Raw genomic sequence first — 12,784 nt, 5'->3', positions numbered from 1 at the left:
GCTAAGCAGTACAGTCGTTACGGTAGCAACGACCATCTGGTCAAGCCTAGTCAATGCCTGGACGTGGATTCAAGAAACATTCAGTGCAGTTGCAGGCTGGTTTATCGAAAATGTTTGGACACCACTAAGCAGTACAGTCGTTACGGTCGCGACTGGGATTTGGACAGCATTATCAAATGCATGGAAAACGATACAATCGATCTTTGGAGCTGTATCGTCTTGGTTTATGGAGAATGTGTGGAATCCACTTGTAGATACCGTAGGAACCATTAAAGATAGCATCGGGAAAAAGTTTGAAGAAGCGTATAAAGTAGTGACAGATATATGGGATGGATTATCCAAATGGTTTAAAGATAATATTCAGACACCGATCGTAAAAGTGGCAGGTGCCATTAGTGATGGTTTTTCTGCAGCATTTGGTTGGGTTAAAAAGATTTTTGACAAAGCAGGCGGTATTGTAGATGTAGTCATAAATTGGATTGTTGGGAAGAAAAAACCTGATAATAATGCCACAGGCGGCTATATCACCCAGCCAACCTTATCATGGGTAGGGGAAGCGGGTAACGAATTTGTTATTCCAACACAAAATAACCGAGGACGCGGGAAGATGCTGCTTGCCCAGGCTGCTTCTCATCTTGGAATGTCTGTTATGCCAAGCGGAGCGGCAGGAAATCACGTGTCAAGTATTCCAGCTTCTACAGCTGTAGCTTCATCATCTTCTGTTGGTGGTTCAATTGATGGATCGGTCTCGATGACTGGGAACATTCAAGCCTCCAGCATAGGTGAGCAATTTAATCATGATTTTGAACAAGGGCTGAATCAAAAGGTGGTTTCACTTGATCAATGGAAGCAAAAAAATATTCAGCAACCATTTAATCAATTGACATCAGATTCAGGAAAGTACGGACAACAAACGGTTGCTGCTTTTGCAACTGGCCAGCAAACGACACCAACAGGTACAGATAGCTTTTTGCAAAGTCGTGTAAAAGCACCATACCAACAAGTCATGACAGCCTCGCCAACTTGGGGTTCTGGAACAGTTAGTGGTTTTGCAGCAGGTCAAAATGCCACAACAATTGGCACAAGCCAATACGTAGATCAACACGTCAAGCAACCATTCCTGCAAGTAAAACAAGAATCACCAGGCTGGGGTTCAGGAATAATTGATGCCTTTAATAGCGGCATGCGTTCCAAAGGAAGCGAAGTGACACAAGCGGCCAAGGACATGGCCAAGAAAGTGGAGCAAGCTTTCCGCGAAGAATTAGACATTCATTCTCCTTCACGCGTCATGATGAGTCTTGGGAAATTTGCATCAATCGGTGTCGTCAAAGGGCTGGACTCAGTTGATGTGAAAAAGTTTGCTGAAAATCAGGCTGGTTCGTTAATCGGTGCCTTCAGCGGTATGGGCGCTTCAGGTCTTAGTGTTCAGCAATGGCTCATGGCAGCTCTGATGGCAACTGGTACATCTATGAGCTGGCTTCCAGGTCTGATGACCATCGCACAGCATGAATCGAATGGAAATCCGAAAGCCATCAACCTATGGGATTCCAATGCCAAGAAGGGAACACCTTCTAAAGGCTTAATGCAAACCATTGGACCGACATTTAACTCCAATAAAGGCAAAGGCATGAATGACATTTGGAACCCAATTCATAATGCCGTAGCAGCCATTAATTACATTAAGGGCAGATATGGAACAGTATTCAACACGCCAGGATTACGAAGTATGAAAAGAGGCGGTCCTTATAAAGGCTATGCAAATGGCGGGCTGATTACTCAGGAGCAGGTAGCTAGAGTCGGTGAAGGGAACAAACGCGAATGGATTATTCCAGAAGAAAGAGGCATTCGCGGAAGATATTTATTAATACAGGCAGCCAAGGCTCTTGGAATGCAAGTATTTGATCCATCAAATGCATCTGCTCCTTTACCAGAAGCAAAGATGCAGCAAGTCACCTCAGCTCAGTCTGCTGGCAGTACAACATCGTCAGGTAATAAACAAATCACCATTCAATTCAATGGGGATCAGCATTTCCATAATGGGCAAGATCAACAATCACTTGTCGAAAAAATTAGACAAATGCTTGTTGACGAACTGGAAGTAGAGCTTCATACAGGAACGAAGGGGGTCGTGATTGATGGGTAAATCAGTGTATCAATTGTGGATTTCCCAAGGAAAGGACAAGCTGCGATTCCCTGTTCTTCCATCCGAACTCGAAATCACAAATAACGTACAAAATGAAACGGTGAAGGTCGCTTCTTTTGGAGAACTGACCTTTATTGATGTACCTTCGGCTAAACAAGTATCATTCACCTCATTATTTCCTAAGAAATATTCGCCGATTGCTGAATATAAAAGCATTCCATCACCAGAGAATGCAATAGCGAAAATTGAACGAATGATGCGTTCAAAGAAGTCCGTACAGTTGATTGTTACAGGAACAAAAATCAATATGACATGCAGCATTGAAAGCTTCACCCACAAGGAAGGGTCATATGATATTGGTGATCGTGAATTTACGATCGAGTTAAAGGAATACAAAACCGCTTCGCCTAGGAAAATCAAACGAAAGAAAAAAGCGAAACAAACCAAAAAGAAAAGACCATCAAAATCACCACCAAAGTTGTACACCGTCAAAAAAGGCGATACTTTGTGGGCCATTTCAGGCCGGTTTTATGGTGATAGTACAAAATGGCGGCGTATTTGGAATGCCAATAAAGCAGCGATGATTAAACGAAGTAAACGCAATATTAAACAGCCAGGACATTGGATTTTTCCTGGACAAAAATTAAAAATACCACAATAGGGGGGCTGACATTGATTGAGCTTTTTGCCATCAGAAGCGGCACCATATATGAGCTTGTCACAGAAAGTGTGACACTTCAGGGGCAAAGGTATCAAGCCCCTCGCTCTATTCAGGCAAATATTATCACAAAACAAGGCAGTCAAACATATTACCGTGTCTCAGAAGGGGACACGGTTCTTTTTAAATGGAAGGGAAAAGAGCTGTTCAGAGGCATTGTGTTTTCCCGTACACCTGTTGAAGGTAAGCTGACCTTTACTGCATACGACATGCTCCAATATTTAGTGAAAAACCAAGATGTCTATGTTTTTTCAAATCAAAGAGCAGATCAAATCTTGAGACGAATTGGAACTGACTTTCAAATTCCAATGACCACAATCTCAAATACAGGACATGTCATAAAATCACTTGTTTTTAAAAATGATACGAGCTTATATGACATCATACTGAAGGCATTAAAAGAAACAAAGCAGCAAACCGGCAGAAATTATCAAATGTATTCTGCTAAAGGCAAGATGGGGCTGAGAGCTTGGCCTGATCCAGAGGACGTATGGGTCATTGAATCAGGCGTCAATCTCATCGGCTATCAGTACAGCACCTCTATTGAAGAGACAGCAACACGTGTGAAAATGCGAACGTCTGTAGATGATCAGGGGAAGAGTAAGAAAAAGGGCAGCAAATCAGATCTTGTGGTGATCGAACAGGATAAAGCAGGTCAGAGTAAATACGGCATTTTACAGCATGTTGAGACGGTCACGGGGCAAATCAACCAGCCGCAGCTGCAAAAAAGAGCCAAAGTACGGCTAGCAGAGAAGAAAGGCGTCAAACAAGAAGTGAAAAGCATACAAGCGCTGGGAATTCCTGAACTGCAAAGCGGTCTCCCAATCTATTTGAAAATTCCTGAAATCAACGTAAAAAAAACCTACTGGATCGATCAAGATAAACATGAATTCAGTGGGGTGAAACACACCATGACAATTGATGTCGTTGAGAAAAATTCTTTGCCAAAGGGTGATCAAGCGTGAGATTAAGTGAAGCGATTAAACGATTAGCTGTCAATGCAGTAGACGCAGCCTCACCGATTGATCTTGTCATTGGAGAGGTCACAGCAGTTGCCCCACTGAGCATCCGATTAAATGAAAATCATAAGCTGATTATTCCAGAAGAATTACTGATTTGGCCAAAGCGTTTAAATAAAGGTGAGGATGATGAACTAAAAACGGGAGACAGCATTATGGTGCTCGCAATGGCAGGAGGACAGTCCTTCTACATCATCGATAAATTGTAAGGGAGGTGATGAACGTGGCACTTTCACCAGAAGAAGAAATCGAGGAAACAGAAGAAGACGAAGAGATAGAACCCTCAACGACGTATCGCATAGATTTTGAACATGGCAGGCTGACAAACGAAACCATTTCAGGCATAGAGGCGATCCGGCAATTCGTTTACATGACATTGAGAACAGAGCGTTATGCACATCCTATCTACAGCCACGACATTGGCACTGAAATCCAGGAGCTATTGACGGACACAGAAGCAACGGATGAATACAAAGAAATGGAGATTCCAAGGCTGCTAGAGGAAGCACTGATCGTTGACGAGCGGATTGAACATATTGAAGAGATAGAGGTCACGAAGCAAAATGACACGTTTCAAGTCAAACTAGCCATCATCACAGATGAGGGCACATTAGAAATAGAGGAGGTGATGGAGGGCGATGTTTGAGGAGCAAACATATGAAGCATTGATGGAAAGAATGCTAGATAGACTGCCAGATGATATAGATAAACGAGAAAACAGCGTAATTTGGAATGCCTTGGCACCTGCTGCGGCTGAACTGGCACAGTCCTATATTTGGCTTGATCAAGTATTCGAGCTTGTTTTTGCAGATACAGCACAGGGAGAATTTTTAGATCGACGGGCTGCTGAAGTCGGTATTGAAAGAAAGCCTGCCACCAAAGCAGTTTGGTCCGCAGCCATTCAGCCAAAGAATATCAACATCCCAGATGGCTCACGTTTTTTTATTGAAGACGTTTATTTCCAATATTCGAAGGATGGCACATTAGAATGCGAGACACCTGGCAGAGCAGGCAATGGTCAATTAACAGGTCAGCCACTGCTATCCCTTGATACAATCCCAGGACTCGAATCAATTATTATGAACGAATTGGTGATACCAGGGCAAGAGGAAGAAGATGACGTTTCCTTATATGATCGATACTTAATACGTGCTAGGCGGGAGGCTGTCAGTGCCAACAGGGCGCATTATAAAAAGTGGGCTGAGGAAGTGACCGGGGTTGGCAGAGCGAAAGTGTTTCCGCTTTGGAACGGAGAAGGAACGGTCAAAATTGTCATCACAGACGGTAATCTAGATGTTGCATCAGATCTACTTGTCAAAAGGGTACAGGAATATATCGACCCAGTGCCAGGAGAAGGGGAAGGACAAGCGCCTATAGGCTCAAAAGCAACCGTTGAAAGCGCCAAATGGCTGGATATCGACATAGAAGTGGCTGTCGAACTTCAAATGGACTGGACCCTTGAAGGAGCTCAAAAGGAAATAGAAGAAAAGGTCAAAGCCCTGTTAAAATCAATCGCATTTGAAAAGAGTACCATTCGAATGTCCGCCTTAAATGATATTCTGTACCATTCAGAAAGTGTGTCAGATTATGCAAACGTGTTATTGAATGGGGAGTCGAAAAACTTAGTATTACAGGACATTGAGATACCGCGTCTGAGGCAGGTGAAGGTTATTGAGCAAACAGGATGAAATGAAAAACTACTTGCCGCCATATTTTACAGAAATTTATGAAGTAGATCATTTACTCAAGACGGAAGCACCGGAATTTGAGCAATTGGACGAATCTATTTTCGACGTAACGGATCAGTTCTTTCCTTTAACAGCGACATGGGGATTGAATAGATGGGAAAGAATGCTGAAGGTGCAGCGGGAATCAGACGATTCCATTGAACTGCGCAGGGCGCGCTTACTCAACATGATGTCGAACATTCCACCGATCACGTATCTGTCATTAGAAAAATCAGTGAATCGATTTCTCAAGAATCCAAGTGCGATCATCCGTCTCACAGCCAATCGCTATCATTTCGCCTTGCGTGTGAACCTAGATGATCTTCAAAACACTAGGTATATTGTAGACATACTTGAAACGTTAAAGCCGGCGCACTTAGCTTATACGTTCACGGCTTTTCACCATACCGATGTGCAAGAAGAGAATGATCATCAACAGCGGCTCACACTGCGAAGCAGAGTGGGTTTTTTCGATCATATCCCGATTTTACTCAATGGTGAATTTGTATTAAATGGTACGTTCTACCTCAGTGGAACACGAGGCACAGCAGATATCCCTGTTCGTTTTCAGCATTCATTGAAGATGAGAATGCCGCTTCAACATGAGCTGGAAACAGCGTATCGCATGAATTATGTCATGACTGGGGCAGTGTATGAAACGAAGCAAGCCCAAGCACTGACTTTACGCACAAAGAACAAACTTTCGCATCAAACCAAAAAGAAAATGACGTTCCGTCTGCCAGTACATGTTCAAACTGAGCAGGGCGGCAGCTTACTGATCAAGGATCATTACTGGATTCTCGATGGAACTGTTCCGCTGGACGGATCAAAAATGCTAGCAGCAACTTCTAAAAAAATAGAGCTATAAGGAGGATCACAATGGCTGATCAACTAACCGTAACAACACTGTATGCACGTCAACAAATGGCAAAGGCAAGAGCAGAAGGAACAAAGCTCACAAAAGTCGTTAAAATGGCATTTGGAAATGGAGGAACAAAGGATGGAAAACCAATTTCTCTAGACGGCACTGAACAAAAACTTAAAAAAGAACTAGTCCAAAAAAACATTGATTCGTTTACCTTCATGGAACCAGCAAAAATCCGTTACACCTGCACGATCGCCGAAGGAGAACTCGCAGGTGAAGTCATTAATGAATTAGCCCTTGTCGACGAAGCCGGCAAATTCACCGCCATCCGCACCATGACTGACAAACAAAAAGACGGCGACATCGAATTCGTTTTTGAGATTGATGATATTTATTAATGGAGGGGAAAGAAGTGGACATCAAAACACCTTTACCGTTTGAAACCTCTGACAAAGCCCATGCCAATTTGTTTAATCGGATGGTCGACACACTTGTAGAGAATGATAATGCGCTTAGTAGGCAAATAGCAGGAATCACGAATGAAAGCTTATTCAAATTAACAGGAGATCAAGCCATTCAAGATGCATCAGTCAGTGGCGAAGAATATCCAATAGGGATTACGTTCATGGATATTGGTCAAGCCAATGATACGGGCTATCCTACGAGATACGGCTTTGTGAAAAATGAAAAATATAGTAACTTTCGATTTGTACAATACTACTATGGCACTGGAAACGAAGCAGGTAATTATTTTGATAGTACGGGTATTTGGTGCCGTCATTGGTGGACGGGTTCTGGCTGGACTGAATGGCATAAAATCTCTGGTTTTCTCCATACCAATATTGGGACAACTGGTAAGCAGTTGCTTAATAATGCTGAGCGACAAAAAATCCTTTTTAATCGAAAAATCAAAGATAGTCACAATAATTTTGATATAAAAAATAGTCGTTTTATTTGTCCGGAAAACGGAATGTACCTAGTAAACGCTGGAGTCTATATTGAAACGGTTCAAATGTATGCAAATTTTGAGCTGTCTATCTTTTTAAATGGTAAAAATTATAAAAATATATCTCATTATAGACATCTCCCTGCCACACCCTCTGAAACGGCAAAACTTGATATAGGTTTATATGGGGCTGCGAATGTGCCAGCGAATAAAGGAGATTACGTTGAAATTTACATGTATATAGGCTATGCGGGAAATTCTGATCGTTATATATCTGATAATTCAGGCTGGTACAACTATTTCGACATTACGGAATTAGGCGGCCGCAATTTCCCGAGAGTATAGGAGGATTCTAATGAATTTATATGAAGCGATAAAATATAAATACCCCGATGCGGACCCGCAAAAGGATTTTGAATTAAGAAATGACGGAGATGGTTCGTATATAGACGAGTGGCATTTAGATGTACCAAAGCCAACGATAGAAGAATTGAAAAAATGGTGGGAGGAAGCCCAAACCAATCCGAGGTATCAACCCCCTCTTCCACTAGATTATCTAGCGCAAGAAGTAGCAAAAGAAAAGCTGGTGAGAAAGCAGCTTGAACATCAATACGATCTTTTAACAAACGAACTAAAGGCGCTAAAAAACCAGATCCTTTTATTTAAAGGAGAGAGTGAAATATGAATTATTGGGTAATGGCATTATATTTCAAATGGGTGACACCTGAAATGATTAAGCAAGCAATTGAACTAGGTGATTGTTCACTGGAAGATCTAAATACAGGATATCACCAAAGGGTACTCACTCTAGAGCAGCTACAAGAGATTGATCCACACTTCAATGCAGGGGAGTGAAAACAGAATGGAAATAAAAGAACCAAAACCTTTTGAGGTCAATGATAAAGCGCATGCCGATTTGTTCAATGACATGGTCAAAGTGCTGCTTGAAAATGATACTGGGATATTAGAGCAGCTCTTAAAGCATGCAAATGATACAAGAGCACATGCATCTGAAACAGAAAAGAAGAAATGGAATGAATCCCAGAGTTATAAGATCACCGCTGATAGTGGAAGACAGCTCATCAATGTGCCGGTTGGCGAAAGCATATTTGATGCGATAAAAGATAAAGGAACATGTACATTTTTTGCAGCTGCTGGCGTGGAGGATTCTCCTGCCCCACCGGATGTCTCAATAAGAGGGCTGCAGACAGTAGGTCAAGAAAATATTGGCTCTGGCTTTGCAATTGATAGTTCAGGTAAAGCTTACTTTTTCTATTATTATGCCGGACATACGTCGATTACATGGACAAAGCTGCCTACAGAAAGCGATAGGAACAGGTGGGATAACGGTCAATTAGCAAAAATCACTCAAGATAATGGAAAGCCCTTTTATCATGGATTTGCTAGCGTGACAGACTATAATACCCTTACTCAGACAGGAATGTATCTCATTTATAACTCTGGAATAAATGGTCCATCCTCCTTTAATAAAGTGTTTTTATTGGTCATGAGTTATGGCAATACCTTAATACAAATAGCGTACGAATCTGTTTATGGGAAAAACACTTATTTTAGATTTCGTCAACGAGATTCAGAAACATGGACACCATGGGAGAAACAAATTACGTTATCAGATCTATCAGAAGGTTCTTGGAAAAAACCAGATGAGATTATAAATAGTTGGAAGGAATATGACCCTATTAATTTGCCAGTAAAATATCGCAAGAATCTCTTAGGGGAAGTCGAGATAGTAGGTGCTGTAAAAGGTGGGATTTTAGGAAATAACCCCGTGTTTATTTTGCCTGAAGAATATCGGCCGCAGCAGGCGATTCATTTTGTAGGGATCGCTTCAAGTATAGGGACACCAGGAGTACCTCAATTCCATCGTACGTTAATAGATCAGGGTGGAAAGGTATGTGTGCAATCTTCTTCAAACAATGCAAACCCCACTGAGTTTATTACATTTGGTTTTAAGTTCAGTACAAGATAATTCGATAAAACTGAAATGTGAAAGGAGAATCACATGGAGATAAAGACACCTCGTACTTTCAAAACCAGTGACAAAGCCCATGCAGATCTGTTGAATAACATGGTTAAGGTGCTACTTGAAAATGATATTGGATTATCGGGGCACATCAATCAACACGAAAATGATGCATCTCATGCATCCGAAACAGAAAAGAAGAAATGGAATCAATCTCAGCTATATAAACTGACAAATGATAACGGTTCCCAATTGGTCAATATTCCTGCTGGCGGCAGTATCTATGAGGGAGTAAAATCGCTAGGTGCCTGCTCATTTTATGCGCCAGGTGGTTCTGGAGTAATTGATTCTCCAGCTACAGGGAATGCTGCATTAAGAGGCTTTCAGCTTGTAGGTCAAAATAATATTGGCGTAGGAATCGCAATTGACACGTCAGCCAATGCGTTTTGTTTCTCCTATCATGTGAATGATGTCCGAATTAACTGGCTACAATTGCCTACCCAAAAGGAAAAAAATAAGTGGGATGCAGGGCAATTATCTAAAATCACTGCTGACGATGGAAAAGCATACGAAAGAATTAATGCAAACGATTCTAGTATTTTAGATAAACTCATAAAATTGCCAGGAGTGCATTCTTGGTATATCCATGAAGCACATCCCGACCTGCCAACAAAAAGTTCTATGAGAGCCTTATCAGTCTTTAGTGAAAATATCTACGGCTAGATTATTGGAGCAAATAATACAGGCGATGTCTACATCAATCGATCAACGACGGATGTTACTGGTACTCAGCAAGAATGGAGCGGATGGAAGAGGCTGAACGAGCACCCATTATTGAAAGCGAATGGGAATAGAATGCTTATTCCTACTGGAACGGATGTACTCACCCTGCCTTCTGCTAAATGGGGAAATACATTATTGCTGAGAGGCCACTTAAAAGCAAATCAAGAAGTTATCTGTGGAAGTATTCCAAGTACGGGCTTACCAGACAAAGGTCTAGTAGTATCAGTTCCAGTATCAGGTACAACGGGTCATAGTAAACTACTTATATATAAAACAGGAGAGCTAAAGCTAACCGGCTCATTATCCGCAAATGACAGTGCAGTTATTGGTTACTATCTGGACACAGTCATTCCATTAAATTAAGGAAGTGATAGTATGATACAAGTTTATGAATACGATCATCAATATGAACTGGTCAGACCGATAGAAGTGTTTGAGAGAGATGATGAAGGAAATTATGTCATTCCAGATCAATGTACAACAATTGCTCCACCAAATAATCCTTCTTTTTATAAAGCAGCATTTGATGCGGAAAAACAGCAATGGTATGAAGCAGCGACACAGGAGTATATAGATAGCTTAAAACTAGATCCTCTCCCGCCAAGTGATATAGAGCTTTTAAAGAAACAAAATGCTTTATTATCAAAACAATTAACGCAGCTATTGGCTATGCAAAAACGGGGGGCTTCAGAATGATGTTTCCAACTGTAGAAGATATCAAACAATTTTGGGACTGGCAGTGTTACGGACCAGAGGATATTGCATTTTATGTAAGCATTGGCTGGATCTCATCAGATGACTATCAAGACATAACAGGAGACAAATACGAAGCCTAATGGCTTTATTTTTTTGTCGGAAAGAAGGTGATTCCAATGGAAGTGGATGTCGTTCAAAATTTAATGACACAAGGCCCATTTGCCGTTCTCTTTTGCTGGATTTTGTTTTATGTTCTCAATACAACAAAGGAACGAGAAAACAAACTCAATGAGCAAATCGAGGCGCAAAATGATGTGTTAGCAAAGTTTAGTGAGAAGTATGACGTCGTGATCGACAAGCTCGATAAAATTGAACGGAATTTAAAATAGGAGGAAAACACATGAAATCATTCGACAAAGGCACTGTGATTCGCACAGTGCTTCTTTTTATTGCCCTCATCAATCAAACGCTTGTGATGTTTGGACAAACGGTGCTTCCGATTAGTGAGGAACAAGTGCAAACCGTAGGAGAGGCACTTTATGTGGCAGGTTCCACGATTTTCACTATGGTCACTGCGGTGATGGCCTGGTTTAAAAATAATTATGTGACCTATAAAGGTCAATTACAAAAAGATGCCTTGAAACAAAGAGGGCTAACAAAATAATACTTGAAGGAGACATCATATGGTTAAGATCATTCAAGCCTACATCCCAAAACACAACGGCAATAGACCAGGAAACATGATGAAGCCGCTCTATATTACGGTGCATAATACCTCCAACACTGCAAAAGGTGCGAATGCGGCAAGTCACGCAGCGTTTGTTGCTCGTGCAAGTACTGGGGTTAGCTGGCACTACACTGTCGATGATCAGGTCATTTATCAGCATTTACCGTTAAACGAAAACGGCTGGCACGCAGGAGATGGCAGAGGAACTGGCAATATGAAATCAATTGGAATTGAGATTTGTGAAAATGCAGATGGCAGCTTTGAACAAGCAGTAGAAAATGCCCAATGGCTCATTCGAAAATTGATGGGCGAATTGAGGATTCCTTTATCAAACGTGGTGCCACATAAACATTGGAGCGGGAAAGAGTGTCCAAGGAAACTGCTCGGACGGTGGGATCAATTTAAAGCTGGAATAGCCACAGCTCATACCGGCAGCAAAAGCACAAGAAAACCAGTTCAGGCAGAAAGCTTGAGCCACAAACCACCCGTCATCAAACAGACATCATCAAATCTGCCTTCTGGCATTTTAAAAGTAACCAACCCCTTAACAAAAGGACCTCAAGTGACAGCGGTGCAAAAAGCATTATCATCTCTGTATTTTTATCCAGACAAAGGAGCAAAAAACAACGGGATTGATGGGTATTATGGACCGAAAACGGCGAATGCGGTCAAGCGATTTCAGCTTATGAATGGGTTAGTTGCAGACGGAATTTATGGACCAAAGACGAAGCAAAAAATGGAACAATTACGGACAAAGTGATATTCAAGAAAATGCTATCAGTAAGTAAAATCGCTTTACTTGCTGATAGCTAACAAAAAATGACATCATTTATGATATAATCGACCAAATCACTATCATGAAAGGAAAGAAAAATGAAAAAAGAACTGTTCCAAGTCATATTGTTGTCAGTGCTGCTCATCTATTTCATTTATCACGGAATCACGAGTGATTTCCCTGTATTATATACGCTTATTCTCATCACGGCATATCTTTCTGTGATTACGTATCGCATCATAAAGTTGTTAAGATTAAGAAAAAACAAAGAACAAACAGAGCTTTAAGAAATATATACATAAAAAAACCATCCTTGATTTCTCAAGAATGGTTTTTCGTATGGAGCATAGCGGGATCGAACCGCTGACCTCTACGCTGCCAGCGTAGCGCTCTCCCAGCTG

The 12,784-nt window shown here is 41.4% G+C and carries 20 protein-coding genes; all 20 read left to right on the top strand.

What is annotated here, in order from left to right; genetic code table 11:
* Positions 1-2,143 (top strand): transglycosylase SLT domain-containing protein (locus tag IEE86_RS18995; protein WP_191098545.1); only part of this gene is annotated, 2,143 nt, incomplete at its 5' end.
* Positions 2,136-2,804 (top strand): LysM peptidoglycan-binding domain-containing protein, encoded by a 669-nt coding sequence (locus IEE86_RS18990; RefSeq protein WP_191098544.1) that lies wholly within the window; start codon positions 2,136-2,138, stop codon positions 2,802-2,804. The genes IEE86_RS18995 and IEE86_RS18990, both read left to right, overlap by 8 nt.
* 11 nt (positions 2,805-2,815) lie before the next feature.
* Positions 2,816-3,826 (top strand): XkdQ/YqbQ family protein, encoded by a 1,011-nt coding sequence (locus IEE86_RS18985; protein WP_191098543.1) that lies wholly within the window; start codon positions 2,816-2,818, stop codon positions 3,824-3,826.
* Complete coding sequence (locus IEE86_RS18980) at positions 3,823-4,089, top strand: DUF2577 family protein (RefSeq protein WP_191098542.1); 267 nt, start codon at positions 3,823-3,825, stop codon at positions 4,087-4,089. The genes IEE86_RS18985 and IEE86_RS18980 overlap by 4 nt, the downstream gene beginning before the upstream one ends.
* A gap of 14 nt (positions 4,090-4,103) precedes the next feature.
* Positions 4,104-4,526 carry a DUF2634 domain-containing protein gene (locus tag IEE86_RS18975; RefSeq protein WP_191098541.1) on the top strand — a complete coding sequence of 141 codons (423 nt, stop codon included), beginning with the start codon at positions 4,104-4,106 and terminating at the stop codon, positions 4,524-4,526.
* Complete coding sequence (locus tag IEE86_RS18970; protein WP_191098540.1) at positions 4,519-5,568, top strand: baseplate J/gp47 family protein; 1,050 nt, start codon at positions 4,519-4,521, stop codon at positions 5,566-5,568. The genes IEE86_RS18975 and IEE86_RS18970 overlap by 8 nt, the downstream gene beginning before the upstream one ends.
* Positions 5,552-6,475 carry a YmfQ family protein gene (locus tag IEE86_RS18965; RefSeq protein WP_191098539.1) on the top strand — a complete coding sequence of 308 codons (924 nt, stop codon included), beginning with the start codon at positions 5,552-5,554 and terminating at the stop codon, positions 6,473-6,475. The genes IEE86_RS18970 and IEE86_RS18965 overlap by 17 nt, the downstream gene beginning before the upstream one ends.
* A gap of 11 nt (positions 6,476-6,486) precedes the next feature.
* On the top strand, positions 6,487-6,870 hold the full coding sequence (locus IEE86_RS18960) for a phage tail-collar fiber domain-containing protein (protein WP_142945038.1): 384 nt from the start codon (positions 6,487-6,489) through the stop codon (positions 6,868-6,870).
* Positions 6,871-6,884: 14 nt separating this feature from the next.
* On the top strand, positions 6,885-7,763 hold the full coding sequence (locus IEE86_RS18955; protein WP_191098538.1) for a hypothetical protein: 879 nt from the start codon (positions 6,885-6,887) through the stop codon (positions 7,761-7,763).
* Positions 7,764-7,773: 10 nt separating this feature from the next.
* Positions 7,774-8,103 (top strand): XkdW family protein, encoded by a 330-nt coding sequence (locus IEE86_RS18950; RefSeq protein WP_191098537.1) that lies wholly within the window; start codon positions 7,774-7,776, stop codon positions 8,101-8,103.
* Positions 8,100-8,273 (top strand): XkdX family protein, encoded by a 174-nt coding sequence (locus IEE86_RS18945; RefSeq protein ID WP_191098536.1) that lies wholly within the window; start codon positions 8,100-8,102, stop codon positions 8,271-8,273. The genes IEE86_RS18950 and IEE86_RS18945 overlap by 4 nt, the downstream gene beginning before the upstream one ends.
* A 7-nt stretch (positions 8,274-8,280) precedes the next feature.
* Complete coding sequence (locus IEE86_RS18940) at positions 8,281-9,408, top strand: pyocin knob domain-containing protein (protein WP_191098535.1); 1,128 nt, start codon at positions 8,281-8,283, stop codon at positions 9,406-9,408.
* Between the two features lie 33 nt (positions 9,409-9,441).
* Positions 9,442-10,125, top strand: a complete 684-nt coding sequence (locus IEE86_RS19500) for a hypothetical protein (protein ID WP_224741099.1) — start codon at positions 9,442-9,444, stop codon at positions 10,123-10,125.
* Between the two features lie 132 nt (positions 10,126-10,257).
* On the top strand, positions 10,258-10,548 hold the full coding sequence (locus IEE86_RS19495) for a hypothetical protein (RefSeq protein WP_224741098.1): 291 nt from the start codon (positions 10,258-10,260) through the stop codon (positions 10,546-10,548).
* A gap of 12 nt (positions 10,549-10,560) precedes the next feature.
* Positions 10,561-10,881 (top strand): hypothetical protein, encoded by a 321-nt coding sequence (locus IEE86_RS18930; RefSeq protein WP_191098534.1) that lies wholly within the window; start codon positions 10,561-10,563, stop codon positions 10,879-10,881.
* Complete coding sequence (locus IEE86_RS18925) at positions 10,878-11,021, top strand: XkdX family protein (RefSeq protein WP_191098533.1); 144 nt, start codon at positions 10,878-10,880, stop codon at positions 11,019-11,021. Before IEE86_RS18930 ends, IEE86_RS18925 begins: the two co-directional genes overlap by 4 nt.
* A gap of 36 nt (positions 11,022-11,057) precedes the next feature.
* Positions 11,058-11,270 carry a BhlA/UviB family holin-like peptide gene (locus IEE86_RS18920; RefSeq protein ID WP_017367922.1) on the top strand — a complete coding sequence of 71 codons (213 nt, stop codon included), beginning with the start codon at positions 11,058-11,060 and terminating at the stop codon, positions 11,268-11,270.
* An 11-nt stretch (positions 11,271-11,281) separates the two neighbouring features.
* Entirely contained in the window at positions 11,282-11,545 is a 264-nt protein-coding gene (locus tag IEE86_RS18915) for a phage holin (RefSeq protein ID WP_191098532.1), read from the top strand.
* A 19-nt stretch (positions 11,546-11,564) separates the two neighbouring features.
* Entirely contained in the window at positions 11,565-12,368 is an 804-nt protein-coding gene (locus tag IEE86_RS18910; protein ID WP_191098531.1) for a peptidoglycan recognition protein family protein, read from the top strand.
* A 113-nt stretch (positions 12,369-12,481) separates the two neighbouring features.
* The gene (locus IEE86_RS18905; RefSeq protein ID WP_191098530.1) at positions 12,482-12,670 is read left to right on the top strand and encodes a hypothetical protein; all 189 of its coding nucleotides are present in this window, start codon (positions 12,482-12,484) and stop codon (positions 12,668-12,670) included.
* Positions 12,671-12,784 lie beyond the last annotated feature (114 nt).

Origin of the sequence: Bacillus crepusculi (assembly GCF_014764715.1) — a bacterium.
In the GTDB taxonomy this organism is placed as follows: Bacteria; Bacillota; Bacilli; order Bacillales; family Bacillaceae; genus Bacillus.
This window is presented reverse-complemented; position numbering and strand designations above follow the sequence as displayed.